The organism is Methylovorus sp. SPW-M1, assembly GCF_053848825.1.
Genome location: NZ_CM132626.1, coordinates 1,648,857 through 1,675,020, shown reverse-complemented (window position 1 = coordinate 1,675,020; position 26,164 = coordinate 1,648,857). Strand labels below are relative to the sequence as shown.

19 protein-coding genes are annotated in these 26,164 nt (G+C 57.1%); 7 read left to right on the top strand and 12 right to left on the bottom strand.

What is annotated here, in order from left to right; translation table 11 throughout:
- Positions 1–34 precede the first annotated feature (34 nt).
- Together guaA and guaB are read right to left on the bottom strand one after the other, a co-directional pair.
- Positions 35–1,642, bottom strand: a complete 1,608-nt coding sequence (gene guaA, locus ACWWD9_RS07815) for a glutamine-hydrolyzing GMP synthase (protein ID WP_455866676.1) — start codon at positions 1,640–1,642, stop codon at positions 35–37.
- An 86-nt stretch (positions 1,643–1,728) separates the two neighbouring features.
- Positions 1,729–3,189 (bottom strand): IMP dehydrogenase, encoded by a 1,461-nt coding sequence (guaB, locus tag ACWWD9_RS07810; protein WP_455866675.1) that lies wholly within the window; start codon positions 3,187–3,189, stop codon positions 1,729–1,731.
- Between the two features lie 221 nt (positions 3,190–3,410).
- On the opposite strand from guaB, the gene ACWWD9_RS07805 reads away from it, so the two are divergent.
- The gene (locus ACWWD9_RS07805; protein ID WP_013442086.1) at positions 3,411–3,887 is read left to right on the top strand and encodes a DUF4124 domain-containing protein; all 477 of its coding nucleotides are present in this window, start codon (positions 3,411–3,413) and stop codon (positions 3,885–3,887) included.
- Between the two features lie 107 nt (positions 3,888–3,994).
- Here ACWWD9_RS07805 and ACWWD9_RS07800 read toward each other — a convergent pair whose 3' ends face one another.
- Both ACWWD9_RS07800 and ACWWD9_RS07795 read right to left on the bottom strand, forming a co-directional pair.
- Positions 3,995–4,300: an RnfH family protein gene (locus ACWWD9_RS07800; RefSeq protein ID WP_455866674.1), complete on the bottom strand. Its 306-nt coding sequence runs from the start codon at positions 4,298–4,300 to the stop codon at positions 3,995–3,997.
- A gap of 12 nt (positions 4,301–4,312) precedes the next feature.
- Positions 4,313–4,744, bottom strand: a complete 432-nt coding sequence (locus ACWWD9_RS07795; RefSeq protein WP_013442088.1) for a type II toxin-antitoxin system RatA family toxin — start codon at positions 4,742–4,744, stop codon at positions 4,313–4,315.
- 116 nt (positions 4,745–4,860) lie between these two features.
- On the opposite strand from ACWWD9_RS07795, the gene smpB reads away from it, so the two are divergent.
- Positions 4,861–5,319, top strand: coding sequence for an SsrA-binding protein SmpB (gene smpB / locus ACWWD9_RS07790; protein WP_013442089.1), 459 nt, complete (start codon positions 4,861–4,863; stop codon positions 5,317–5,319).
- 7 nt (positions 5,320–5,326) lie between these two features.
- Here smpB and ACWWD9_RS07785 read toward each other — a convergent pair whose 3' ends face one another.
- Together ACWWD9_RS07785 and ACWWD9_RS07780 are read right to left on the bottom strand one after the other, a co-directional pair.
- Positions 5,327–6,730: a phage tail sheath family protein gene (locus tag ACWWD9_RS07785; protein WP_455866673.1), complete on the bottom strand. Its 1,404-nt coding sequence runs from the start codon at positions 6,728–6,730 to the stop codon at positions 5,327–5,329.
- 72 nt (positions 6,731–6,802) lie between these two features.
- Positions 6,803–9,418 (bottom strand): chemotaxis protein CheW, encoded by a 2,616-nt coding sequence (locus ACWWD9_RS07780; RefSeq protein WP_455866672.1) that lies wholly within the window; start codon positions 9,416–9,418, stop codon positions 6,803–6,805.
- 217 nt (positions 9,419–9,635) lie between these two features.
- Between ACWWD9_RS07780 and ACWWD9_RS07775 the strand changes: the two genes are divergently transcribed.
- A complete protein-coding gene (locus tag ACWWD9_RS07775) occupies positions 9,636–10,871 on the top strand; it encodes a putative DNA modification/repair radical SAM protein (RefSeq protein WP_455866671.1) in 1,236 nt (411 codons plus the stop codon).
- Between the two features lie 5 nt (positions 10,872–10,876).
- The gene (locus ACWWD9_RS07770) at positions 10,877–11,737 is read left to right on the top strand and encodes a TIGR03915 family putative DNA repair protein (protein ID WP_455866670.1); all 861 of its coding nucleotides are present in this window, start codon (positions 10,877–10,879) and stop codon (positions 11,735–11,737) included.
- Between the two features lie 91 nt (positions 11,738–11,828).
- On the opposite strand, the gene efp is transcribed toward ACWWD9_RS07770, so the two are convergent.
- Genes efp through greB form a run of 3 tightly spaced genes read right to left on the bottom strand, consistent with a single transcriptional unit; the run spans position 11,829 to position 14,079 of the window.
- Complete coding sequence (gene efp, locus ACWWD9_RS07765; protein WP_013442094.1) at positions 11,829–12,386, bottom strand: elongation factor P; 558 nt, start codon at positions 12,384–12,386, stop codon at positions 11,829–11,831.
- A gap of 59 nt (positions 12,387–12,445) precedes the next feature.
- Positions 12,446–13,570 (bottom strand): elongation factor P maturation arginine rhamnosyltransferase EarP, encoded by a 1,125-nt coding sequence (gene earP, locus ACWWD9_RS07760; RefSeq protein ID WP_455866669.1) that lies wholly within the window; start codon positions 13,568–13,570, stop codon positions 12,446–12,448.
- 14 nt (positions 13,571–13,584) lie between these two features.
- A complete protein-coding gene (gene greB, locus ACWWD9_RS07755) occupies positions 13,585–14,079 on the bottom strand; it encodes a transcription elongation factor GreB (protein ID WP_041370008.1) in 495 nt (164 codons plus the stop codon).
- Positions 14,080–14,155: 76 nt separating this feature from the next.
- Between greB and ACWWD9_RS07750 the strand changes: the two genes are divergently transcribed.
- Together ACWWD9_RS07750 and ACWWD9_RS07745 are read left to right on the top strand one after the other, a co-directional pair.
- Complete coding sequence (locus tag ACWWD9_RS07750; RefSeq protein WP_455866668.1) at positions 14,156–16,885, top strand: PD-(D/E)XK nuclease family protein; 2,730 nt, start codon at positions 14,156–14,158, stop codon at positions 16,883–16,885.
- Positions 16,882–20,307 (top strand): UvrD-helicase domain-containing protein, encoded by a 3,426-nt coding sequence (locus ACWWD9_RS07745; RefSeq protein ID WP_455866667.1) that lies wholly within the window; start codon positions 16,882–16,884, stop codon positions 20,305–20,307. The genes ACWWD9_RS07750 and ACWWD9_RS07745 overlap by 4 nt, the downstream gene beginning before the upstream one ends.
- Positions 20,308–20,393: 86 nt before the next feature.
- Here ACWWD9_RS07745 and ACWWD9_RS07740 read toward each other — a convergent pair whose 3' ends face one another.
- Entirely contained in the window at positions 20,394–21,029 is a 636-nt protein-coding gene (locus ACWWD9_RS07740; protein ID WP_015829977.1) for a DedA family protein, read from the bottom strand.
- A gap of 156 nt (positions 21,030–21,185) precedes the next feature.
- On the opposite strand from ACWWD9_RS07740, the gene ACWWD9_RS07735 reads away from it, so the two are divergent.
- A complete protein-coding gene (locus ACWWD9_RS07735) occupies positions 21,186–22,091 on the top strand; it encodes a choice-of-anchor A family protein (RefSeq protein WP_455866666.1) in 906 nt (301 codons plus the stop codon).
- A gap of 100 nt (positions 22,092–22,191) precedes the next feature.
- On the opposite strand, the gene mfd is transcribed toward ACWWD9_RS07735, so the two are convergent.
- The gene (gene mfd, locus ACWWD9_RS07730) at positions 22,192–25,611 is read right to left on the bottom strand and encodes a transcription-repair coupling factor (protein WP_455866665.1); all 3,420 of its coding nucleotides are present in this window, start codon (positions 25,609–25,611) and stop codon (positions 22,192–22,194) included.
- A 243-nt stretch (positions 25,612–25,854) separates the two neighbouring features.
- Positions 25,855–26,136 carry a DUF2934 domain-containing protein gene (locus tag ACWWD9_RS07725; RefSeq protein ID WP_455866664.1) on the bottom strand — a complete coding sequence of 94 codons (282 nt, stop codon included), beginning with the start codon at positions 26,134–26,136 and terminating at the stop codon, positions 25,855–25,857.
- Positions 26,137–26,164: the final 28 nt, after the last annotated feature.

Below are 26,164 nucleotides of genomic sequence, written 5' to 3'. Positions count from 1 at the left end.
ACGCGAGCGGAGCCTACTCCTCCCTTCGAAAGCGCTACTCCCATTCAATCGTCGCCGGTGGTTTGCCGGAGATGTCGTAGACGACGCGGTTGATGCCGCGGACTTCATTGATGATGCGGTTGGAGACGCGGCCGAGCAGGCTGTAGGGGAGTTCGGCCCAGTGCGCGGTCATGAAGTCGCTGGTGATGACGGCGCGCAGGGAGACGACGTAGTCGTAGGTGCGGCCGTCGCCCATGACGCCGACGGATTTGACTGGCAGGAAGACGGTAAAGGCCTGGCTGGTGAGGTCGTACCAGCTTTTGCCGCTGACCTCGTCTATGGTGCTGCGCAGTTCTTCGATGAAAATCGCATCTGCCTGACGCAGCAGGTCGGCGAACTCCTGTTTTACTTCGCCCAGAATACGCACGCCAAGGCCGGGGCCAGGAAAGGGGTGGCGATACACCATGTCAGGCGGCAGGCCGAGGGCTACGCCCAGCTGGCGAACTTCATCCTTAAAGAGGTCGCGCAGGGGCTCCAGCAGCTGCAGGCCCAATTGCTCAGGCAGGCCGCCTACATTGTGGTGGCTCTTGATGGTGACGGCTTTTTTGGATTTGGCGCCGCCGGATTCAATCACATCCGGGTAAATGGTGCCTTGGGCGAGGAAGGTGGCACCCTTGTGCCCACCTGTGCCTGCCTTGAGTTTGGCGGCTTCAGCCTTGAATACTTCCACGAACTCACGGCCGATGATCTTGCGTTTGGCTTCCGGGTCACTCACGCCAGCGAGCTGGCCCATGAATTGGGCGGTGGCGTCGACATGGATTACGCGCGCGCGCAGTTGGCCGGCAAACATTTCCATGACCATCTTGCCTTCGTTGAGGCGCAACAGGCCGTGGTCAACAAACACACAGGTTAGCTGGTCGCCGATGGCACGGTGGATCAGCGCGGCGGCCACGCTGGAGTCCACGCCGCCAGACAGACCCAGAATGACTTCTTCATCGCCCACTTGCTGGCGGATGCGCTCGACGGCTTCGCTGATGTAGTCGCCCATGATCCAGTCAGCGCGGGTCTGGCAGATATCCAGCACAAAGCGGTTCAGCATGGCCTGGCCCTGGCGTGTGTGCGTGACCTCAGGGTGGAACTGCACTGCGTAGAATTTGCGCTCTTCATCAGCCATGGCGGCAATCGGCGTAGTGTCGTTGCTGGCAATGACTTTAAAGCCGGGTGGCAGCTCGGTGACCTTGTCGCCGTGGCTCATCCAGACCTCCAGCAGGCCATGGCCCTCGCTGTTGGTGCGATCCTGAATCGCATTGAACAGGGCAGAGTGCCCGCGCGCACGGACTTCGGCAAAGCCGAATTCGCGCTTGGTGCCTGCTTCCACCTTGCCGCCAAGCTGCTGGGCCATGGTTTGCATGCCGTAGCAGATGCCGAGCACGGGCACGCCCAGCTCAAACACCGCCTGCGGTGCGCGGTCGGTTTCTTCTTCGTACACGCTGGCATGGCTGCCGGAGAGAATGATGCCGTTGGCGCCAAAGTCGCGCACGAAATCATCGGAGACATCACATGGATGAATTTCGCAATAAACATGCGCTTCACGCACGCGACGTGCAATGAGCTGGGTGACCTGGGAGCCAAAGTCAAGGATAAGGATTTTCTGGTGAGCCATGGTATTGAGTGCCATTAAAATGATGAAGGGCAAACGGCTTTAATCAGTATCAAAGCGGTTTGCCCATGCATCAATGCAGGTTGATGTTAGTCGATATGATAGTTCGGAGCTTCTTTGGTGATCTGCACATCGTGTACATGCGATTCGCGCATGCCGGCCGAGGTAATCTGCACAAACTCGGCTTTTTCACGCATTTCGTTGATGCTCTTGCAGCCCACATAGCCCATGGAAGCGCGCAAGCCACCCATTAGCTGGTGAATGACGGCAATCACGCTGCCTTTGTAGGGTACGCGGCCTTCAATCCCTTCCGGTACCAGCTTGTCGGCATTGCCTTCGTTGTCCTGGAAGTAGCGGTCGCTGGAGCCTTTTTGCATCGCGCCAACCGAACCCATGCCACGGTAGGACTTGTACGAACGGCCCTGGAACAGTTCGATTTCGCCTGGGGCTTCTTCTGTACCGGCAAACATGCCGCCCAGCATCACGGAATAAGCACCGGCGGCGATGGCCTTGGAAATGTCGCCCGAGTAGCGGATGCCACCATCGGCAATAAACGGAACGCCAGTGCCACGCAAGGCTTCTTCAACATTCGATACCGCGCTGATTTGCGGAACGCCTACACCGGCCACGATACGTGTGGTGCAGATGGAGCCTGGGCCGATACCGACCTTGACGCCATCAGCGCCAGCATCCACCAGTGCCAGTGCAGCCGAAGCGGTGGCGATATTGCCGCCGATCACCTGCACTTGCGGGAAGTTCTGCTTGACCCATTTGACGCGATCCAGCACGCCCTGAGAGTGACCGTGGGCGGTGTCGACCACGATGGCGTCAACGCCGGCTTCTACCAGCGCGGCGACGCGCTCTTCGGTACCTTCGCCCACGCCGACCGCAGCGCCTACGCGCAAGCGACCATGGGCATCTTTACAGGCCAGGGGGTGATCCGTCGATTTCTGAATATCCTTGACCGTGATCAGGCCCTTTAGGTCAAAGGCATCGTTCACGACCAGCACGCGCTCCAGGCGGTGCTTGTGCAGGAGCGCCATGACGGCTTCACGTGGGGCGCCTTCTGGTACGGTGACCAGACGCTCGCGTGGGGTCATGATATTGACGATAGGCTGGTCAAGATTGGTTTCAAAGCGCAAGTCACGGTTGGTGACAATGCCGACCACCTTGGTGCCATCAACGACGGGCAGGCCGGAAATCTTGTGCTGGCGGGTAAGTGCCAGAACATCACGTACGGTCATGTGCGGCTGAATGGTGACGGGATCGTTGACCACGCCGGATTCAAAACGCTTGACGCGAGCCACATGGGCAGCTTGCGTCTGAATGTTCATGTTTTTGTGAATAATGCCCATGCCGCCTTCCTGGGCGAGAGCAATCGCCAGTGGGGCTTCCGTCACGGTGTCCATGGCTGCAGACACAAGGGGGATATTGAGGCGAATAGAGCGGGTGAGCTGGGTGGCGAGGCTTACTTCGCGTGGCAGCACATTGGAGTGTGCCGGTACCAGTAATACGTCATCGAAGGTAAGCGCTTGTTGCAACAGACGCATATAATTTCTTTCCGACAAAAGCTAATTATACCGATTTGCCGTATTTCGGTAAACGACCATCATGCGTTGCTGTATATCTGGTATCACTTTACGGTCGTTGCTGTGCTGATCCGGCTTGCATGGCGCTATGCGCCACATGGGCCAGCACCCTTGGTCAGGTACGCATTGACGGCAGGCGCCACTGGTTTTACGCTAGGCCTTATCTTAGCCAAGGAATTTTCATGATGCATTCGCGTTTGCTGCTTGTTGCTTTATTACTGTTGCCGATGATGGCGATGGCGGATGTGTATAAATGGAAAGATACCAATGGCACCACGCGGTACTCGGATATTCCTCCCAAAAACCTGCCCTATGAAACCATAGGCGGTGGCAAGATCGCCGCTCCTGCGCCAGCACCGGCCAAAGCTGCGCCTGAGGAAGGAGCATCCATCAAGGACCCCAAGCTGTCGAAGGAGATTGATGCCCAGCGTCGCCGCGATGATGCGGAAAGATCCAAAAAGCAGGATCAGCAAAAGCAGGCTGCAGAGAAACAGAAGCAGGATAACTGCGCCACAGCGCGTGGCAATCTCGCCAACTATCAGCAGGGCGGACGCATTTACAAGATGAACGCCGATGGCGAGCGCGAATATCTGGATGACAGCGCGATTGACAAAGGCCTGGAAGAGGCCCAGAAGCAGGTGGATAAGTACTGCAAGTAGGCCCAGAGTACAACAGGTCCAAGATACAAACAGGCCCAAGATACAATAGGACCAGCCTGGTTGGCTTACCAGAACAAGCGGTGGCGATATTGCCACCGTTTTTTTTGTTAGCGTTTTTTCAGGTCCCGACCTTCCGCCACGCGCTTCCTGCGTATGTCTTTGGGGTCGGCAATCAGCGGACGGTAAATCTCGACTCTGTCCCTTGCGCGCAAGGGGGTTTGCAGGCTGGCATGCTTGCCGAAAATCCCGATCTTGTTAATGCCGAGATCAATCTGCGGGAACTCCGTCAAAATGCCGGAATGCCGGATAGCCTGTTCTGCTGTTGTGCCGCTCTCCACCATGAGGGGGATAATGCGTTGCCTGTCAGGCTCGGCATAGGCAACTTCAACCAGTATTTGCGGGCTGGAATCCATGGGGTATGGCGTTTAGCGGTAAACCTCGTCGGCGCGCACGACAAAGGCATCGACGAAGGTGTTGGCAATGTGGCTGAATACCGGCGAAATCAGCTTTTCCAGCAAGCCATTTGAGAACTCATAGCTTAGCCGGAACTCAATCTTGCACGCTTCTTCTGCCAGTGGAATAAAGCGCCATACCCCCTCCAGATGGCGGAAAGGGCCATCCTTAAGCCGTATTTCCATGATGGTGGGGTAGGTCTTGATATTCTGGGTGGTGAAGTGCTGCTTGATGCCGTGATAATCAATGCGCAGCGTGGCGGTGGTGGATTCCTCGTCGCGCTGGATTACTTCGGTGCCACCACACCAGGGCAAGAAGGCGGGATAATTTTCGACGGCATCCACCAGCGCATACATGCGCTCGCAAGAATGCGGGACCAATACTGTTTTTTCAACCTGAGCCATCGGAGCTTTGCAACTGGAGTAAAATGGCAATTTTAAGCCATATTCCCGATGCGGCACCATAAACTTTGACCCTGGCGACATGGTCATGTGGATATGCATCACCGGAACGGATAGACATGAGCATTGCACAGAACAAAAAAGCATTTCACGATTATTTCATCGAGGAAAAATACGAAGCGGGCATTGTGCTGGAAGGCTGGGAAGTCAAAGCCATACGGGATAACCGTATCCAGCTGAAAGAAGCTTACGTCATCATTCAGCGCGGGGAGATTTACCTGATTGGCTGCCATGTCACGCCATTGGGTTCTGCCTCAACGCACGTTCGGCCAGATGCCATTCGTACCCGCAAGCTGCTGCTACATTCGGAGGAAATTGCCAAGCTGATCGGCAAGGTGGAACGCGCTGGCTATACGCTGGTGCCGCTTGATTTGCATTTCACCCGGGGCCGCATCAAGCTGCAGATCGGGCTGGCCAAGGGCAAGAAGCAGTACGACAAGCGCCAGACCGAGAAAGAACGCGACTGGAAGATGGAGCAGAATTCGCTCATGAAACGTCACGTCAAATCGCAGGCCTGATGGCCTCTCAGGCCTGCGCTCCCAGCATGAAGCTGAGCTGCATATGAACAAACTCGGCTGGGCGTTGGGTGGCAACCCCGATCTCCAGCCGCACCCGCCCATCTGCCACATCTTGCAGGGTCATGGTAAGCCCTTGACCCACCCGCACAAAAAAAGCCTGCTCGGGCTTTTCCCCTGTAAACACACTGTTACGCCATAACATCATCAGAAACGTCTCGACGCTGGATTGCAGTGTTTGCCAGGTCGCGGGCGTGTTTTCTTCAAATGTCAGCCAGCCGGAGCTGCGGCGGATGCAGGTTTCTATCCAGGTACACAAGCGTCTGGTGGGTACATAACGCCATTCATTGTCGTTACCCGCCAGCGTGCGTGCACCCCATACCAGCGTGCCCTTATGCGTGAAAAGCCGGATGGGATTGATGGACTTGCCGCGCATCACATCCACATTCATGGTTTCGTAATCCGCCACCGGCAGCTCCACGGCAGGAGCGTTGACCAGCGACAGAGTCATGTTGGCGGGAGCCTTCCAGATGCCGCGGTTGCGATCCTGGGCCGCATAGCATCCGGCGATGGCACCGGAAGGTGGCAGCACCCGCGGCTGGGCGTGTATGGCGGCAATGACGGCGGTATACAAAGCCCGATGATGCGCAAACAGATTGGATAGCGACAGCTCGCTGCCATCGGCCAGAGTGACATGGATATTGGGCTCATCCAGCCTGCGCGGCAGGCTGACCAAAAGATGAGGCGCATACACCGCGCCCCAGCTCAGATGCTGCTGACCAATACCCTGTTCCCTGTAGATTTCCAGGCCCTCATGAAAATGCTGCGCCAGGCTGGAGGTATTGCCCGGAGCGGGTTTGAACAGCATATCGAGAATCACAAAGCGATCATGGCAGGTGGCGGCATGGGACAAGGCAGCATCGGCCAGGGTGCGATAGTCATCCAGGCTGAGTGCCTGCATTTCGGGGATGACGATGAGGTCTACGCCCTGCATGGTGGCCGCGATATCCAGGCCTGCCTGCAACTCCGCTAATTGCAGTGTCTCATTGGCTGTTTTGAATCTGCCGACGGAGATTACCCAGCAATCCTGCCCGCCATTGGCAAAAAACAGTTCCAGGCTGTCATGCAGCACATGCGGGCTGGTCGATTGCACCTGCGCTGCGGCTGTGCCGTCGGCCTTGATGGAGACTGCAAAGCCGCTTTCGGGATACGCACTGCCGAATAGCTGGATGAATTCCCATTGATGACTGATACGGCGAGGGACGAGAGTGAGCGGCTCCTGCGAAGTGCCGGCGAGCTCGGTATAGCCGATGAATACCGGTACTCCGCTCGCCATGGCTTCAATGGCGGGCGGAGTTGAGGATGTTTCTTCCACATACACGCCAGGCGTGATGTATTCCTTAGGCATGCTCATGATCTCGCGCGGATTTCAAGCCGCCATCATACTCGCTTGTGCGCGGTGTCTTGCTATGTGCGCCGATGGCGATCAAGCCGCTATCTGTACGACATTGTTTTCCAGTGCATGCTGGTAGTTATATATTTTCTTCCAGAGACTTTGCGTGGATAACACAATGAGCAGGTTGTCCTTGCCATTGTCGGATTTAACGCGGGTAACCCCTTCCGCAGGCGTATTGCCGATGGAGAAGATGGTGGCAATCAGCTCAATGTTCGCCGGCACAATCGAGGGGATCTCGCCCAGTGCGCTGACCAGGATGCCAAAGCGCGGGGATTCCTCCGTTGCTTCGATCACAATCACCTGGCGATTCTCCGGCGCTGTGTGGCACTCGGTATTGATCAGTTTGGCCAGATTCAGCACCGGAATCACGCCACCCCTATGCTGCATCATACCCTCAAGGATATGTGCGCTTTCTGGCAGCTGCTTGATGTTTTCCGGTTGCACCGCCTCGAGCACCTGACCGGCAGGCAAGGCCATCCATTCGTTGCCGACATAGAAAGTGGCGTACTCTTCTGCGCCCGCGACCGGTGTGCTGCTGGAGGTGGGCTTGAATTGCGTGTGCTGGTAGGTATTGTCGGAGGTGATCATGGCATCGATATCCGCCGCATTGCCCAGGGGGATGAAGATCAGCGCCGTCACCGGATTCTGGTAGGGGTCATTCGGTCCCTTGAACTCGCGATAGCCTGAGGATGCACGGGCGCCGACAGCGTAATAGCGACCTTCATGCAGCACGATATCGAACGCCGCTTCGCCCGGTGCCAGCTTGCACAGGGCAGGCTGGATGGTGAATGTGCTGCCCACGCTGAATGCAGGCAGGGTGGAGGAGATGACCTGCAAATCGCCGTCCACATAAAGCGTGAAACTGCCTGGGATAGGCTCGCCGGCTGTATCGCGTGGCAAGGCATCTGTCAGCATGGCGGAGAATTGCGGGGCGCTGTCAAACACGATGCCGATACCGCCGACGATGCCGACGTCGTCTTCTGAACGAATGGCGGCGGCGTAAATGTAGGTTGGCTTGTTTTTGTACAGCGGGGTGGCCTCAAAGCGTGATACTACGTAATCCTGCGAGCTGCGCAGCCCTCTCAGGCGCGACATCCATTCGGCTTCGATGAATGTGCCTACGCAATCGTTGTAGGCCGGATTGGAAACGGCGATGATCTCGCCCTGACGGTCGAAGACCACCAGATTGGCATACACCGTGTACAAGCCATTGATGTATGACAGCACTTTTTCAATCGCGGCGACATCGCTGCGGGAGCGGTTGCTGTGGCTGAGCAATTGACGGAAGGTCGTCGTCAATGCCCACCAGCGACAGTCGTTGGCGCGCTCATACAGGTTGCGATCCATGATATCGACGGCGAGCGACGCAAAGAAACGCGAGTTTTCCAACATGACCGATACCACCGTCTGATAGAGGTCAGACACGGTAGTCTCAATGACATGTTGTGTCTTGAAGCCGGTATTGCTGATTTCCCACAACAAGGTCTTGGAAAAGCTGGATTGATGCGCGGTCTGGCCAGATTCGCGTTTCTGCCAGATATTGCCGTTCCAGACCGACTGATTGAGGCGGTTCTGGATGGTGGATGCCTGTTTGGGAATGCCCAGCAGCGTTTGCGAGAAGAGCAGGGGGCTGCGCATAACCTTGGCGAGCAGTTTCTTATCAATGCCGGCGACAGAGGTCGCAATATCGCCATCAAACGCATGCTCCAGCGGTATCATGGCGTGACCTATCCAGCCAGGTCCCATATAGCCCTGATAGCCCTTGGTTTTGCAGGTAACGGCGATGTATTCACGCCCGGCAAAGCGAGTCAGCAGATAGTCCTTGTCGGCGGCCACTTCAAGCGGGGCACCAATCGGGATCTGATATTTGTCGCTGCTGGCGACCACGCACCCTTTTTGATCCAGCAACAAGCCCACGGCCCAATCCTGGTGCGTGATCAGGTCGCCGAACACGCCTTCCATTTCGTTTTCAAAACGGAAGCACAGGCATAGCACGCCAGCCACGCGCTGATTGGTGGTGGTCACGCGATACGCGTAGATCAGGCTGGTGTTCTGCTCAGGCAGCAGATCGGTTTTGCGGAACACTTCCACATAGGCTTCCGTGGTCTCCAGCGCCTCGGCAATCAAGGCGTCCTGGCTTTGTGTCACGGGGTTTTTCTCATCCAGCTGTACCAGCACATTGCCATCGGTATCGAGCAGGATGATGTTGGAGTAAACCGAGTATTTTTTGACGTATTCGCGAAAGCGATGGCGCAGGGCATCCAGGTCCGAGGGGTAGGCGGAGCCACTGAAATGTTTGTCCAGAAATGCACGGATGTCATCGTCAGTCGCCAGGAAACCGATGTCTGCGGTGCGCTCAAACAGGTTACGCACCACAATGTCCACGGTTACCTGGGCTTTGGAGGTGAGGGAGGTAACGGTCTTGTCCAGCGTTTCCTCGGCCAGGCTATTCAGCACATCATTGGTCACCTGGCTGAAGGCCTGGCGGGTTTCTGTCATGTCGGTCCCTGTACCCGAAAGCTGGCTCAGCAGGGAAAGGTTGTCCCATACATTCTGCAGTTGCTGCAAGCCATCCCGATAACGGTTAAGACTGACCATGCTGTCTATCATGTGACAGTGGCTGCTGGGGATTTGATCGGTAGGCATAAGAGACTCACTTTCTTGTTTGGGTACGGCGCTTAGATAGATATAGCAAAACTTGTGCCCGTTGAGGTTGACACACGAACTATTGTCATAATTGCCTGAATCTGGCAGCGGGATTTTTCGTTATTTACACAAGCGAAGCTCAGCTGTTGCCTAAGCTCAATACGATGCAATTTGTGGCTCGCTAGGCAAGTTAACTGAACGAACGTACAATAACTTCATGCAGCTAAAACAGAAGTTGGAGATACTGGCGGATGCCGCCAAATACGATGCCTCGTGTGCCTCCAGCGGCACCGAGCAGCGCAACTCGCGCGATGGCAAAGGCATAGGCTCCACTATGGGCATGGGCATTTGTCATAGCTATGCGCCGGATGGTCGGTGTATTTCGCTATTGAAAATTCTGCTCACCAATTTTTGCCTGTATGACTGCGTGTACTGCGTTAATCGGGTGACCAGCAATGTGCCTCGGGCGCGCTTCAGCATTGATGAGGTGGTGCAGCTCACCCTGTCGTTTTATCGCCGAAACTATATCGAAGGCCTGTTCCTCAGCTCCGGCATAATCCAGAGCCCGGATTACACCATGGAGCAAGTGGTGGAAGTGGCACGCATACTGCGTGAAGAGCATGATTTTCGCGGATACATTCATCTGAAAACCATCCCCGATGCCAGCCCGGAATTGCTGGCGCGCGCCGGGCGTTATGCCGACCGGCTCAGCATCAACATTGAGCTGCCGACGGCGGCGAGCCTGTCGACCCTGGCACCAGAAAAAGATGGCGTGGCGATTCGTGTTTCCATGGGCAAATTGCGCGAGCGCATTGATGCGAGCAAAGATAAAACCCTGACGGGCAAGCGCCCGCCGCGCTTTTCACCCGGAGGCCAAAGCACCCAGATGATCGTCGGTGCAGATGCCACGGATGACAGGACTATCCTGAATACCAGCGCCGATCTTTATGGCCAGTATCGCCTGCGGCGCGTGTATTACTCGGCCTTCAGCCCTATCCCCGATGCGAGCCCAGTCTTGCCCCTGCAATCACCACCGCTGGTGCGCGAGCACAGGCTGTATCAGGCCGATTGGCTCATGCGGTTTTACGGATTTGAATCGCATGAAATCATTACCGGTGAGCAAGGCATGCTGGCGTTGGACATGGACCCGAAGACCGCCTGGGCCTTGCAGAATCGCGCCATGTTCCCGGTTGATATCAACCGCGCCCCAAAGGCTACCTTGCTGCGGGTGCCCGGCCTGGGGGTGCGCAATGTGCAACGCATTCTGGCTGCACGCCTTGTCAGGGCTGTACGGCTGGATGATCTGGTGCGAATGCGGGCGCCGGTCAACCGCATGCTGCCGTTCATTCAACTGCCTGACCATCACCCCGGCGCCACGCTGGATGCAGCCAGCCTGCCTGCCCAGCTGAAAGAAACACCAGCCATGCCGCAGCAACTGGGATTATTCCTGTAGTTGAAATGGAAACGGTTTATCTACAGCATGAAACCGATATGGATGGCTGGCGCGATGCGGCACGCCGTCTGATTCTGGCAGGCGTGGCCCCGCACGATGTGCACTGGTGTGTGCGGCCGACCGAGGAGTCCATCGTCCAAGGGGATATATTTGCCATGGCCTCCGTCAAGTTAGTACCTGACACGCAGGCGCCACCCGCCAAAGACGGCCAGCGGTTGATGGTGTCCAAGCAGTTTATTGAGCTTGCGCGCATGGTTATTTTGCATGCTGCGACTGAGCGGTTCGGCTTGCTTTACCGGGTGCTCTGGCGTTGCCAGCGTGAGCGCGGGTTGATGCGGCTGACGGGGGATGCCGATGTTGCCCGCCTGCATGCCATGGCAAAAGCGGTGGGGCGCGACAAGCACAAGATGAAAGCCTTTGTCCGCTTTCGCGAAACCGTTGTGGAAGGGCGGACACGTTACCTGGCCTGGTTTGAGCCTGAACATCACATCATGGCGGCGATCGCGCCTTTCTTTATTGGCCGATTCACCAGCATGGATTGGACCATCATGAGCCCGCGCATGGGCATGCATTGGGATGGCAAAGCAATGCAGTTTTTGCCCGGCGGCATGCCGGAGGCCTTGCCTGAAGAGGATGCCAGTGAGGCGCTATGGCTGAGTTACTACCGGCATATTTTCAATCCGGCGCGGCTCAAGCTCAAGGCCATGCAAAAGGAAATGCCCAAGAAATACTGGCACAACCTGCCCGAAGCCGAGCTGATTGAAGAGTTGATTGCGGAGGCGGGGGCGCGTACCCAAGCCATGCTGGAAAGACCGCCTGAGGCGCCAAGGCGGAAAATTGTCGGCTACAAACGCAAGCCTGATTGACGGGGTTAAGGGATGTGTTCGAACAATAAAAAAGGGAGCCTGAGCTCCCTTTTTTGCATGGTGCATGCCACCATGAAATGCTGTGTATTGCTTACTTGACGCGGTTTTTGTATTCCAGCGTACGGGTGTCGATTTCGATCTTGTCGCCGATGTCACAGAACAAAGGCACTGGCAATTCAAAACCGGTGGAAATACGGGCTGGCTTCATGACCTTGCCGGAGGTGTCGCCCTTGACCGCTGGCTCGGTGTAGGTGATTTCGCGAACAACGGAGTTAGGCAGCTCAACGGAGATAGGCTTGCCGTTGTAGAACACCACTTCACATTGCATGCCGTCTTCCAGGAAGTTCAGCGCATCGGCCATGGTTTCGGCTTCGATTTCGTACTGGTTGTATTCGGTATCCATGAACACGTACATCGGATCAGCAAAGTAGGAGTAGCTCACTTCCTTCTTTTCCAGCACGACAACATCAAACTTGTCATCGGCTTTGTAAACCGCTTCGCTCGGGGATTCGGTGAGCAGATTCTTGAATTTCATCTTGACCACGGAAGAGTTGCGGCCCGATTTGCTGTATTCGGCTTTGAGTACGACCATGGGATCGTTACCCACCATAAATACGTTGCCTACGCGAAGTTCCTGAGCTGTTTTCATGTGTTGTCCTGCGACCTTAAAAAGGGTGAAGTGTAAAAAGCCGCGAATTATACCCTAGATTATTGAAAATTTCTCACAAAAATCACCAGCTTGGCCGCCAGATCGTCTTGTGCAGCAAGGGCTTGCGATTGCTGGCTGGCATGCTGCTGAATGGCGGGCAAGGCATGCACCAGCCGGGGCCAGCTGTCGGCTGCCAGTTGCCCTTGTGCCCATTGCCGATGAAACGTGGCCCAGACATCTGCCGCAGCTGTTTCCAAAGGCGGCAGGTAGCGTTGCAAAAACGCTTCGAGTTTAACCAGATGCGTGTCTTCGCTCTGGATATAGGGCTGCCATATAAAAGGGCGTCCCGCCCAGATGGCGCGGATCCAGCTGTCTTCACCGCGCACAAAGTTGAGGTCGCACGACCACAAGAGCTGGTCATACTCCGCCTGGCTGAGAAACGGCAGGATATGCACGCTAAGTGCACCTTGCGAGTAATGATCGCCAGGCTGGAGTGTTTCTGCGCCGAAAAACTGGCTGACAGGCGCCAGCAGGCTGCTCTCCGGTATCAGGCACACCACGGGTCTATCGCCATTCGCCATGGCGTTGAACAAGCCAGCAATGTGGGCTTGCGGATAGGCAAACAGGGAAACCCGCAGGGCATTGGCAGGGCTTGCCATGGCCCTGAACGTGGTAGAAGAGCCAGCTTGCGCGGCATCTCTCTCTTTCGTTAGGTGGCGCTCGCGCAATAGCCCACCGGTGTTTTCCGTAAAGCCAGGGAAGAAAAACGTCTTCTTGAGCGCAAGTCGGGGGTGAGGGGAGGGCTGCAGATGGAACGCTTCCACCCAGGCTTCGGCGCTGAGATATTCCAGGTTGATCCACACCGGCGGCTGCGCCGCCATGGCGTCGATATAGGACTCGGGCAACTCGCAGGCAAAGGCCTCGATTACCACGTCGGCTATCCGGTCAAACTGGAAGTCTGGCGACCAGTGCGCGATGTTGACCCCATCCAGCACTTGTTCTGACAGCTGTGTATCCAGCGCTGGCAGCAGACGTTGCGCCACCGGCAAGGCATCAACCCACAGCCTGACATCCAGTGAATATTCATGGGCCAGTTGGCGTGCCAGCCGCCAGCAGACGCCGATGTCGCCGTAGTTATCGACGATGCGGCAGAAGATATCCCAGCGTTGTCGCTTGTCTGTCATGCGTGCGTATCCGCTCAGCTTTCCGGCGGGCTGTAACGGATATCGATGATTTCGTAGCTTTCCTCACCGGCGGGCGTCTGCGCGCGAACCACATCGCCAATCTGCTTGCCTAGCATGGCGCGCGCGAGCGGCGAAATCCAGCTGATATAGCCGCGGGTTGGATCGAGCTCATTCTGACCAACGATGCGGTAATGGTGTTCGATGTCGCGCTCCAGTGAGTAAAGCGATACCCAGGCACCAAAAAACACTTTCTCCAGCGACTGCTGTTCCTTGGGGTCGACGATCACGGCCAGGTCCATGCTTTTCATCAGAAACCGCAAGCGCGAGTCGATCTGGCGCAACCGTCGTTTGCCATAGATGTAATCGCCGTTTTCGCTGCGGTCGCCATTGCTCGCCGCCCACGAGACATCGCTCACGACCTTGGGGCGCTCAATTTTATAAAGCTGTTCGAATTCCGCCTTGAGGGTGGCGTAGCCTTCCGGCGTAATGTAATTTTTCTGGTCTGCCATATCGGTTCGCGCCATCTAAGTGGCCTATATGTTAACCTTGAGTCCGGTTAATTGCCCATCTGATTCCATCTTTTACATGCCTGATTCTCCCGCCCTGATCCTTTGCTCCACGGCCCGCCTCGCACGCAGCTTGCGTTTGCATCATGACCGCCGTCAGCATGCCAGCGGATTGTCGGCATGGCAGCCTCTTCCCACCCTTACGCTCAAGCAATGGCTGGATGATGTCACCGAGCAAGCCATCCTCAGTGGCGAGGTGGATGTGGCCACGGCGCCACAGGGCGTGCTCAGTGAGCTGCAGGAACGCATGTTGTGGGAGCAGGTGATAGAAGAGGCGCTGGCGAATGACAATGCTGCCGCTTTGTTTGATGTGCCCGGCATGGCGCAAGCCGCCATGGAGGCGCATCGCCTGATGTTTGAATGGCAGCTGCAGATTCCGCCGGGCGGCCACACGGAAGAGAGTCGCCAGTTTTTGAGCTGGCGCGAGCATTTTGTGCAGCGTTGCCGCCAATCTGGCTGGTTGGAGCCTGTGCGCTATATGGCATGGCAGCTGGATTGCCTGGAGCGCGGCCAACTGTCTTTGCCTGCCAGTATTGCCTTTGCCGGATTTGACCGGCTGGGCCCGCAGGAACAGCGTCTGCAAAGCCTGTTGCAGCAGCGCGGCGTGGTGCTCAGCAATCATGCCACTTTGCTGCCGCAGCCCGGACACGCCCAGCATGCCATGTTGGAGACGCAGGAGGCCGAATGCCGCGCAGCCGTCGCCTGGGTCGCGCAGCAGCTGAATGAAAACCCACAAGCGCGTCTGGGGCTGGTGGTGCCTGAGCTCGGCAAACTGCGCACGCGACTTGCAGCATTGCTGGATGAGGTGCTGCACCCCGTTACCGTACGCCCCGGCCTGGTGGAGGCGGATCGTGCCTATGACTTTTCCCTGGGGTTGCCGTTGAATACGCAGCCGGTGGTGCATGCCGCCTTGGCCTTGCTTCGTATCTTCTGGCAGCAACGCATAGAGCAACAGGATTTTTCCGTGTTGCTGCTCAATCCCTATTGGTCGGCCAGTCTGGGCGAGGCGGACGCCCGAGCCCAGCTGGATAGCCGCATGCGGCAATGGCTGCCACAAACGGTCAGCATGATGCGTTTGTTACGCCTGATAGAGCGCCTGCAGGAAGGCGAAAACCCGCTGCCCATAGGTCAACTGCTGCAAGATTTACGGGCTGGCTGGGCAGTGCGTGAGGCGCAGCCGCGTCGGCAATTACCTTCGTTGTGGGCCGCCGCATTTGAGCAATTGCTGGCTGCCTTGCAGTGGCCGGGCGAGCGCAGTATCTCCAGCCATGAATTCCAGGCACAGCGCGCCTTTTCGCGCAGCTTGCAAGCCCTGGCACGGCTGGATGTGTTTGGCGATACGCTTGATGGCATGCAGGCCTTGCAGCGTCTGGGCGAGCTCTGCCGGGAGCAGATATTCCAGCCCGAGGTTAGTGGCGATCCGCCCGTGCAGGTGATGGGTATGCTGGAAGGCGCTCCTGCCCCGCTGGATGCGCTGTGGGTGATGGGCATGAATGATCATGTATGGCCGCCACCACCCAGACCTAACCCCCTTATTCCTGCCACGGTGCAGCGCGCCGCTGGCGTGCCGAATGCCGATAGTGCGGTGCAAACGGCGTTTGCCCGCATTCTGCATCAGCGCTTGTTGCATACCGCACCGTTGATCGTGTTTTCCAGCGCATTGAAAGATGGCGAACGGCAATTGCGCGCGAGTCCGATATTGAGCGATATCCCCGTGTTCGATGGCGATTGGGCCAAAGCCCAGACCCTGGCTGAGCAACTGGCGCATGGCGAACACGCAGCCCTGCAAGTGCTGGACGACCACATGGCACCGGCGGTGGGCGAGGGCGAGCATGTGTCTGGCGGCACGGGCCTTTTGAAAGCGCAGGCCATCTGCCCGGCATGGTCGTATTACCAGTATCGTCTTGGCGCGCGTGAGCTCAAAGCCCCGGTGAACGGGCTTGAGCCCGCCGAGCGCGGCACGCTGGTGCACGGCGTGTTACAGCATTTCTGGCAGGGGCGCGACCTCGCTTATTTGCAGGCGCTGGATGCCGAAGAATTGAATGCGGCGCTGGCAGAAGCCGCGCAACAGGCCTTGCAGGACTTTGCAGCCGAACGCGACGAAACGCTGTCGCCTGCGTTTTGCCAGCTGGAGCAGGAGCGCCTGATCAAGCTGGTCAGCGCCTGGCTGGCCTTTGAAAAAACGCGCGAAGTGGATTTCACTGTGCTGGATTGCGAACGCGACACCAAGGTAATGATTGAAGGCGTGGAAATCCGGCTGGTGCTGGACCGGATTGACCAGCTGCCGGATGGGCGCGTACTTATCATGGACTACAAAACCGGGCAAAAGCCGGATATCCGCAACTGGGCGGAATCGCGCATTACCGAGCCACAACTGCCGGTCTATGCCGCATTCAGCCTCGATGATGGCGAGGTGGCAGCCGTCAGCTTTGCCATGGTGCGCACCGAAGAGCATGCGTTTTCCGGGATTGCCGGTGAGGAAATCCTGCCTGCGCTGATGACACTGGATGATCGCAAGGCGCGCGATATTTTTGATGCCGAACGCTTTGCCGACTGGCATACCTTGCTCGATCACTGGCGCGAAAGCCTGCAAGCAATTGCCCGCGAGCTCAAATCCGGCGAGGCCGCAGTGCGGGTGGCGGATCCTTTGCAGCTCAGGTATTGCGAAGTGTTGCCCTTGCTGCGATTGCCCGAGCGGCAACTGCAATTTGAGCGCCTGCAGGCCCGGCAATTGGGGCCCCGCGCATGAGTGACAATATGCTGAATGACGAAGCCGTGCTGCAAGAGCATCTGCTCGCGCAGGATGACGAAAGCCGTTGTCGTGCCCTGGAGCTGGAAAGCTTTATCGTTGAGGCCCCAGCAGGTGCCGGTAAAACCGAGCTGCTAACCCAGCGCTACCTCAAGCTACTGACCACCGTGCGCGAGCCGGAAGAAATCATCGCCATTACCTTTACCAACAAGGCGGCAGCCGAGATGCGGGCGCGTATTCTCGACAGCCTGCTGATGGCGGCCAGTGGTGAACGGCCGCCACAGCCACACAAGCAGATGACCTTTGCGCTGGGTCAGGATGCTTTGCAGCACGCCGCGGAGCGCGGCTGGCATTTGCTGGAAAACCCGGCGCGCCTGCGTATTTTTACCATTGACTCGCTGAGCAGCCATCTTGCACGGCAGATGCCGCTGATGAGCCGCTTTGGCGCGCAACCGGCGGTCACAGAAGATGCCTCCGCCTATTATCAGCTGGCTGCCGAGCGCACGCTGGATCTGGCCGATGGCAGCAGCGATGCGGTGACGCAAGCCTTGCGCTATGTGGATAACGACAGTTTGCGCCTCACCCAGTTGCTGGCCGACATGCTGGCCAAGCGCGATCAGTGGCTGCCGTATGCCAATCGCACCGATACCCGCGATCTGGCCGAGGCCGCCTTGCAACATCTGATTACGCAGGACATGCAGGAAGCGCTGGCCGCTTTCCCGGTGCGACTGCAGCAGGTGCTGATGCCGATTGCGCGTTATGCCGCTACTAACCTGCCATGTGAAGCGCCGATTGCCCTGCTGCGCGATTGGGAAACCCCCATGCCCGCCACTCCGAATGCCTTGCCGATGTGGCTGGCTGCCTGTGAGCTCCTGTTTACCGGGCAGGATAGCTGGCGCAAAACCGTCAACGTCAATACCGGCTTCCCCGCGGTCCCTGAATCCAAACCTTATAAGGAACAGCTGGCGGAGCTGATCGCCGCCCTGCAAGCCACAGCTGGTGCCGATGCTGCCTTGTGCCGCTTGCGGTGCCTGCCGCAGTTGCGTGCAGGGGAGGAGAGCTGGCAGGTGGTGTCGGCCCTGGCGCAATTGCTTAACCTGGCCGTGGCTCAGCTGTGGTTTGTATTTCAGGAGGCGCGTGAAGTCGATTTTGTCGAGATATCACAGCGTGCCTTGAATGCCCTGGCGGATGATGCCGATGCCCCCAGCGATCTTGCCTTGCGGCTGGATTATCGTATTCAGCACCTGCTGGTCGATGAATTTCAGGACACCAGCCCTGGTCAGGTGCATCTGCTGCAACGCCTGACGCGCGGCTGGGAAGCGGGAGATGGCCGCACGCTGTTTGCCGTGGGCGACCCCATGCAATCCATTTATCGCTTCCGCAAGGCCAACGTCGGCCTGTTTCTGGAAGTGGCGCGCGAGGGCATAGGCGATATTCACCTGACGCCATTGCAGCTGTGCCGTAATAACCGCTCCTGCCCGCCGGTGGTGGACTGGATCAACCATGCATTCGCAAAAGTGTTCCCGCGGGAGGACAGCATTGCACGTGGCGCCATTCGCTATCGCCCGTTTGTGGCTACCCGTGCAGACGAGGTCGATACCGGTGTTGTGATGCATCCGCTTATTCAGGGCACGGATGAGAGCAATGAGCAATTGCGCACGCGCGAAGCGGCCTTGATGGTCAAGCTGATCCGCGAAGAGTGGGCCGCTCATCCGCAGCGTCGTATCGCGGTTTTAGTGCGCGCTCGCAGCCATCTGGAGCATCTGGTGGCGGATATTCGCCGTCATCATCGCGATATCCGTTTCCAGGCAGTGGAAATTGAAGCCCTGGCCGGGCGCCAGATCATTCAGGACCTGCTCGCGCTCACGCATGCCTTGCATCATCGTGCGGACCGCGTGAACTGGCTGGCTATTTTGCGTGCGCCCTGGTGCGGGCTCACGCTGGCGGACATGCATGTGCTGGCGGCGAGTGATCATCGCAGCACCATCTGGCGCTTATTGCAGCAGGATGCACGCCTGGCGGCCATGAGCGAAGATGGTCGCCAGCGCGCGTTGCATGTGCGCAGCATTTTGCAGGAAGTGCTGGCACAGCAGGGACGGCTGCCCGTAAGCCGCTGGTTGCATAGCGCCTGGCTGATGCTGGGCGGGCCATGGTGCCTGTGGGAGCCGGGCGATGTGCAGGACGTGCAGGCGTTTTTTGCCTTGGTGGACAAGCTGGACAATCAGGGGCAATTCACGCCAACACGCTTGGCGGAGGAAGTCGAGAAACTCTATGCCGCCGCTGACGAGGCGGCTGATGGTCGCCTGCAACTAATGACTATCCACAAATCCAAGGGCTTGGAGTTTGATACCGTGATTTTGCCCGGCCTTGAGCGCAAGACGGGGAATCAGGATAGCCCCTTGCTGCTGTGGGAAGAAGTTGCGATTGCGGATGAAGAGCAGGGCAGCAGCGTGGAACTGGTGGCCGCGCCCTTTGTACCCAAGGGTGCCCGGCTGGATGACGGCCCAACGCCTTATGATTACCTGCGGTTGCTGGAAAAAGAGCGCGCTGAGCACGAAGATGCCCGTGTACTGTATGTGGCCGCCACGCGTACCGAGCGCCGTCTGCATCTTATTGCCACCGCCACGATCAATGCCAAGGGCGAACCACGTCCGGCGTCTGGCAGCTTTTTGCAATTGCTGTGGCCGCAAGTTGCCCTGCAGTTTGCCGAGGCCTTGGCAACAGAGGACGTTAGCGAGACCAGCCCGCAGGCCGAAGCCACGCTTGCCGATTTTGTGCCGCCGCTGGTTAGGCTGCAACAGCCGCAGATGCCCGCCGTTTTGCAAACCGCCACGCCCTTTACGCCGCTGTGGAACCCAGGCGAAGCCAGTGAGTCGCTCAGCCTGGCGGCCAGCCTGGAGGCCGATATGGGTACGCTGGCTCACCGTTATCTTGAGCTGATGGCGCGCCAAGGCTTGGCTACCTGGACAGAGGCGCGCATACACCAGGCCTTGCCTGCCATGCAGCGCTGGTTGCAGCAACAGGGCCATGCCGAAACACAGGCACATGGTGCCGCCGCTGTGGTGGTGCAATTGCTGCTGACGACTTTACGCAGCGCAGATGGTCAGTGGGTATTGCAGGCTCGCGAGGACGCGGATGCCGAAGTGGCCTGGAGCTATGCCGATGCCAGCGAGCTGAAGCGCTATGTGGTGGACCGTACGTTTATGGAAAATGGCGTGCGCTGGATTATCGATTACAAAACCGTGGCGCTACCGGCTGACATCAGCGAGGAGCAGTTAAGGGCGCAAGTGGCGCGCTACCGGTTGCAACTGGATAACTACGCCAGTCTGTTTGCTGATCAGCGAACTCTGGTACGCAAGGCGATTTTCTTCCTGGCGCTGGGGAGGCTGGTGGAACTAGCTGCTGAGGATCAGCTTTTCTGATTTAGCGGCTTTATCAAGCGCGAGTCAGGCAGATCAGAATGTGGTTGCAGTGCGCCCACGCTCTGATCTGCAAAAGTCTTTCGGCTTTAATCGTGATGATGGTGACTGCGACGTACCGCCTTGAAGTGGCGGCGCACATACCACACCAGGAAAATAACCCCGGCGATCACCAGTACGATATGAAATTCGTGGAAATACACCTTGAGCTGATCCCAGTGCTGACCAAACTTCATGCCGGCATAGGCCAGCAGGCCGCACCAAAGCACAGAGCCGGTAAAGGTGTAGAAAATGAATTTGCCCATATTCATGCGGGCAATCCCTGCCGGAAAGGCAATAAACGTCCGCACCGCGGGTAGCAGGCGGCCGATGAAAATGGTGATTTCCCCGTGTTTTTCAAACCAGCGGTCGGCCAATGCGAGATCATGGTGCGAAATCAGTAACCACTTGCCATATTTGTGCACCAGTGGGCGGCCGCCATACATGCCCAGATAATAGGCTGGAATAGAGCCAATCACGCAGCCCACTGCACCCGCCAAGGCCACGCCCCACAACGTCAGCTCCCCTGTATAAACCAGATACCCCGCAAACGGCATGATGATCTCCGATGGTAAGGGAATACATGCGGATTCAATGGCCATCAGCAATGCTACGCCTCCATAACCCAGGGTTGAAATGACCAAAATGATCCATGAAGCCACCATGGCTATAAGTTTTTCGAGCATCGTGTGAGGGCCTTAACATCGTTTTAAATTTGGAGCTTGTATCATACCGGTAACGCATGAAGGGATTATGCATAAAATTTACATATCAAATATGGCCTGGTAATTGCTTTTTATATTATGCATACATGTATCAGCCCATTGCCAAAGGGAGCAAAAATGAAGTTAGTAAGTATGGTCGTCATGGCCGCTGCACTTTTTTCACAGCATGCAGTCGCCCAAAAAGTGGATCTTGGCGTAGCAAGCAACTATAACGTTTTCGTATTTGATAGCTACAAAAGTACAGGCTGGAGTTCTATCGGAGGTGCCCTTGCTGTGGGTGGCAATGCAGATATCAGCACATCCACCATCAGCAACTCTGCCAATAACCCCTATGGATTGGTCGTAGGCGGAAACCTCACCAAATCTTATGGCGGTGTCAATGGAACCACCTGGGTCGGCGGTGCAGTGAACAAACCTCAATGGGATAATTACAACAACTATTCCAGCAGTGGTGCTCCCATTGACTTTGCCGCGGCCAAAACATCGTTTTCAGCTTTGTCCGACAAACTCGCTTCAACCGCCTCTACGGGCACCGTCAGCTATAGCTATGGCAGCACCGGCAACCTGACAGGCACCGGCTCAAGCGTCGAATACTTTTCCGTGAATGGCAGTGACCTCACCAACATCTCCAACTGGAGCTTTGCCAATGTACTCGCCAACGCCACATTGATCATCAACGTTTCCGGCAGCAATATCAGCCTGAGTGGCGGTTGGTCAGGTTTCAGCAGCTATAACGTGCTGTTCAACTTCTATGACGCGACGACGGTAAACCTAAGCAACATCAGCTTCGCCGCCAGTATTCTTGCTACAGACGCCACCATCACCGGTAGCGGCGGCAGTTTCATCGGCACCGCAGTCGCCAATAGCTGGAGCAACTCCCTGACGGTAAGCAATCGAGCCTTCTCCTCTTTCGAAATGGCCACCCCCACCGTAAGCGCTGTTCCCGAGCCTAACGCCGTGATCCTTCTGGTCATGGGTATTCTGATGATTCTGGGTTACAGGCAGTTTAAAAGCAGGCTCTGATCTTTCGACGAGTCCTCATGAGTTAAAAACGCTACAGGCCGCAACTGCGGCCTGTAGTGTTTTTATTGGCTATCAAGGTTGGGGTAAAGCCGATTATGCCTCAACTTAGATCCTTGATTAGCGTTTCAATCAATTCACTCCGTTGTTTAATCGTGTGGGTTTCCACCGTCATCCTTAGTTTGTCCGGCCCATTCATGCGGTAGCGGCGGTCGCGCTGTAGCAGGCTGACCAGTTTGGTTGGATCAAGCTCGCTACTTTGACTAAACGTGAGCTGAATGGCGCTATCACTGGCGTCGATTTTCGTAATGCCGAGCGGCTTGGCGGCAATACGCAGGCGATGGCAGGCGATAAGGGCTTCGCCTTGTTCGGGAAGTATGCCAAAGCGGTCGATCAGCTCTTCCTGCATGGTGTCGAGGTCGTCGTCGTTGTCGCAGTTGGCGAGACGCTTGTAAAGCACCAGTCGCTCGTGCACATCGGGACAGTAGTCATTCGGCAGCAGGGCGGGGGTATGCAGGTTTATTTCGGTGGTGACGCCCAGTGGGGCGTTGATGTCCGGTTCCTTGCCAGCTTTTAGTTGTTTTACTGCGTGGTTCAGCATGTCGGAGTAGAGTGAAAATCCGATCTCCTGCATTTCGCCGCTTTGTGAGTCGCCCAGCAGTTCCCCTGCGCCGCGGATTTCCAGGTCGTGCATGGCCAGGTGGAAACCGGCGCCAAGGTCTTCCAGCAGTTGAATCGCGTCCAGGCGCTTTTGCGCTTGTGGGGTGATGTTGCGGTCTGGGTCCGTTAGCAAATAGGCATAGGCCTGATGGTGTGAGCGGCCGACACGGCCACGTAGCTGATGCAGCTGCGCCAGGCCGAACATATCGGCCCGATTCATGATGATGGTGTTGGCGGTGGGCACATCAATGCCGGTTTCAATAATGGTGGTGCAGAGCAGCAGGTTAAAACGTTGCTGGTAGAAGTCGCGCATGACGTGTTCGAGTTCGCGTTCGCGCAGCTGGCCGTGGGCAATGCCAATACGGGCTTCGGGCAGGATGCGTTCCAGCTTTTCTTTCATCACGAAAATGGTGTCGACTTCGTTGTGCAGGAAGTACACCTGGCCGCCGCGCTTGAATTCGCGCATGGCGGCTTCGCGGATGATGCCTTCGGAGTAATGCGTGGCAAAGGTTTTGATCGCCAGGCGTTTTTGCGGCGGCGTGGTAATAACCGAAAACTCGCGCAGGCCCTCCATGGCCATGGATAGCGTGCGGGGAATCGGGGTGGCGGTGAGTGTCAGCACATCCACTTCGGCGCGCATGGCTTTCAGCTGTTCTTTCTGGCGCACGCCAAAACGGTGCTCTTCATCGAGGATGACGAGGCCAAGGTTCTTGAACTTCACATCTTTCTGGATCAGGCGGTGCGTGCCGATGATGATGTCGATATTGCCGTCTTCCAGTCCCTTGATCGCTTCCGCTTGCTCTTTCGCGGTGCGGAAGCGCGAGATTTCGGCGATCTTGATCGGCCAGTCGGCAAAGCGGTCGGCAAAGTTGTTGTAATGCTGTTCGGCTAGGAGCGTGGTTGGCACCAGCACGGCCACCTGGCGGCCGCCCATGACCGCAACAAACGCAGCGCGCAAGGCGACCTCGGTCTTGCCGAAGCCCACATCGCCGCACACCAGGCGATCCATCGGCCGGCCGGATTGCATGTCGCTGATGACTGCCTCAATGGCGGAGAGTTGATCCGGCGTTTCTTCAAACGGGAAGCCTTCGGCAAAGGCCTCGTAATCCTGCAGGGTGAGGGTAAAGGCATGGCCTTTGCGTGCGGCGCGCTGGGCATACAGGTTAAGCAGCTCAGCCGCCGTATCGCGGATTTGCTTGAGGGCTTTTTTCTTGGCTTTTTCCCATTGGCCGCTACCCAGTCTGTGCAGGGGCGCGGATTCCGGTGGCCCGCCCGAGTAGCGCGAGATCAGGAATAACTGCGAAACAGGCACGTAAAGCTTGTCATCGCCTGCATATTCCAGCAGCAGGAATTCGGTTTCGCCCTCGCCAAAGTCGAGATTGACCAGGCCCTTGTAGCGGCCCACGCCGTGCTGTTCGTGCACCACGGGGTCTTGCTCGCGCAGCTCGGATAAATCCTTGAGCATGCCTTCGGTATTGCGTGATTTTTCCTTTTCACGGCGGCGCTGCTGGCGCACCGTGGCCGCATAAAGCTCGGCTTCGGTGATGATGCAGAATTTATCGGCGACAAAACCGCCATGCAATGCCGCGACACCGAGCATCACACGTGCATCGCCTTGCTGAAACTCTTCCCAGGAGTTGCCATGGCCATCGCCACAGGCAGAAAACGGCACCTGATGATCGCTGAATAGCTGGGCCATGGTCTCGCGACGCCCCAGGCTTTCAGCGGCAATCAGGATACGGCCTTTGTATTTCTTGATGAACTCCTGCAGCTTGTGCAGGGGGTGATCGGCGCGGCGCTCAATCTCCAGCGCGGGCAAGCCGCTAGCGGTTTCTGTGGTGAGCTGAATCCGGCCCCAGGCATGGGTGCGGGCAAAAAAGTCTTCGGTTTTGAGCAGCAATACCTCTGGCTGCAGGATAGGCCGCTCAGGATCGTGCGCCAGCTGGCGGTAGCGGGATTGTGCATCACGCCAGAAGCCTTGGGCGGCATGATCGATATTGCCGTGCATGCAGAGAATGGCAGAGCTCGGCAAATAATCCAGTACCGTCGCTGTTTCCTCAAAAAACAGCGGCAGATACCACTCAATGCCACCGCTGGCGATGCCTTTGCTCACATCCTTGTAAATACGGCTGCGTGAAGGGTCGCCTTCAAAGGTTTCGCGGAAATTCTGTCTGAAGCGGCTGATGCCTGCTTCATCCAGCGGAAATTCACGTGCGGGCAGCAGGCGTATCTCGCTAACTGGATAAACACTGCGCTGGGTATCAACATCAAAGGTGCGGATGCTTTCGATTTCGTCATCGAATAAATCAAGGCGGTAGGGCAGGCTGCTCCCCATGGGGAACAGATCAACCAGCCCGCCACGCACGCTGAATTCGCCCGGGCTCATGACCTGGCTGACATGGTGGTAGCCCGCCTCGGCGCATTGCGTGCGCAAGGCTTCCAGATCCAGACGCTGGTTTTTCTTCAGCATGAAGGTATGCGCGGCCAGATAGGCATTGGGCGGCACCCGGATCAGGGCCGTAGACACCGGCACGATAATGACATCGCAGGTGTTCTGGCTGATCTGGTACAAGGTGGCCAGACGCTCTGAAATCAGGTCAGGGTGCGGTGAGAAGTGATCATACGGCAGGGTTTCCCAGTCCGGCATCATATGCACGCTGAGGTCAGCGGCGAACCACGGCATCTCTTCCAGCAGGCGCTGAGCCTCAAATGCGCTCGCACACAGGATCACCAGCGGTGTGCGCTCAGGCTTTTGTTTAAGCTCGCGCGCGAGTTCTGCCAGGGCCAGGCTGTCGAGGCCGGTTGGCAAAGGTTTGATACGTTCGGAGGAGCCAGACGCCGGAATGGGCAGGGAAAACTGCATGAAAAAACCGCAAATGAATGAATAACAAATGCATTATAGCCGCTTGCGGCAAGCTGCGGCTATGCAAGCGGCACTATACAAGGGCTTAAGCCTTTCATGGCTTGGTCAGAACACGGCCTTAAGGCTAATGCATCAGAGGGTGGATTCAAAAAGAAGGAAATGCTGCGGAGCGAGTTTGTCGCAGCTATTCCAGTTCATGTATCCACAGACCAGCCTGCTGGTTAAAGCCAGTCAGGCTGAAGCTTAGCCCAGCAATTGGCTGATCTGTGCTTCCGCCTGTTCCCAGTATTCGACAGGGTTGCCTTTGAAGCCATTGCGTTCCGCCAGGAAATAGGCGGCAACCTCGGTCATTTTGTAGCGCTCTTCTGCGCTGATCTTGCGTGGGGAGGATTTGGTTTTTGCCGAAGCAGCCTTGGCTGTGGCCGTTTTTTTAGGGGTGGTTTTTTTGGCAGCAGGCTCTGCTGGTTTCGCAGCCGTTTTTTTGACGGCGGGTTTCTTTTCTTCAGTTGCTTTCGATACAGCCATTTCCGTTCCTTTCGTTAAGAGGGACTTC

Bases quoted from the DNA above. Each gene is read 5' to 3' on its own strand.
- ACWWD9_RS07750 (WP_455866668.1), top strand. From the start codon at position 14,156: ATGCCTGATTCTCCCGCCCTGATCCTTTGCTCCACGGCCCGCCTCGCA.
- guaB (WP_455866675.1), bottom strand. From the start codon at position 3,189: ATGCGTCTGTTGCAACAAGCGCTTACCTTCGATGACGTATTACTGGTA.
- greB (WP_041370008.1), bottom strand. From the start codon at position 14,079: ATGGCAGACCAGAAAAATTACATTACGCCGGAAGGCTACGCCACCCTC.
- guaA (WP_455866676.1), bottom strand. From the start codon at position 1,642: ATGGCTCACCAGAAAATCCTTATCCTTGACTTTGGCTCCCAGGTCACC.
- ACWWD9_RS07745 (WP_455866667.1), top strand. From the start codon at position 16,882: ATGAGTGACAATATGCTGAATGACGAAGCCGTGCTGCAAGAGCATCTG.
- efp (WP_013442094.1), bottom strand. From the start codon at position 12,386: ATGAAAACAGCTCAGGAACTTCGCGTAGGCAACGTATTTATGGTGGGT.
- ACWWD9_RS07735 (WP_455866666.1), top strand. From the start codon at position 21,186: ATGAAGTTAGTAAGTATGGTCGTCATGGCCGCTGCACTTTTTTCACAG.
- ACWWD9_RS07740 (WP_015829977.1), bottom strand. From the start codon at position 21,029: ATGCTCGAAAAACTTATAGCCATGGTGGCTTCATGGATCATTTTGGTC.
- ACWWD9_RS07785 (WP_455866673.1), bottom strand. From the start codon at position 6,730: ATGAGCATGCCTAAGGAATACATCACGCCTGGCGTGTATGTGGAAGAA.
- ACWWD9_RS07800 (WP_455866674.1), bottom strand. From the start codon at position 4,300: ATGGATTCCAGCCCGCAAATACTGGTTGAAGTTGCCTATGCCGAGCCT.
- ACWWD9_RS07775 (WP_455866671.1), top strand. From the start codon at position 9,636: ATGCAGCTAAAACAGAAGTTGGAGATACTGGCGGATGCCGCCAAATAC.
- ACWWD9_RS07795 (WP_013442088.1), bottom strand. From the start codon at position 4,744: ATGGCTCAGGTTGAAAAAACAGTATTGGTCCCGCATTCTTGCGAGCGC.
- ACWWD9_RS07805 (WP_013442086.1), top strand. From the start codon at position 3,411: ATGATGCATTCGCGTTTGCTGCTTGTTGCTTTATTACTGTTGCCGATG.
- ACWWD9_RS07780 (WP_455866672.1), bottom strand. From the start codon at position 9,418: ATGCCTACCGATCAAATCCCCAGCAGCCACTGTCACATGATAGACAGC.
- ACWWD9_RS07725 (WP_455866664.1), bottom strand. From the start codon at position 26,136: ATGGCTGTATCGAAAGCAACTGAAGAAAAGAAACCCGCCGTCAAAAAA.
- ACWWD9_RS07770 (WP_455866670.1), top strand. From the start codon at position 10,877: ATGGAAACGGTTTATCTACAGCATGAAACCGATATGGATGGCTGGCGC.
- mfd (WP_455866665.1), bottom strand. From the start codon at position 25,611: ATGCAGTTTTCCCTGCCCATTCCGGCGTCTGGCTCCTCCGAACGTATC.
- smpB (WP_013442089.1), top strand. From the start codon at position 4,861: ATGAGCATTGCACAGAACAAAAAAGCATTTCACGATTATTTCATCGAG.
- earP (WP_455866669.1), bottom strand. From the start codon at position 13,570: ATGACAGACAAGCGACAACGCTGGGATATCTTCTGCCGCATCGTCGAT.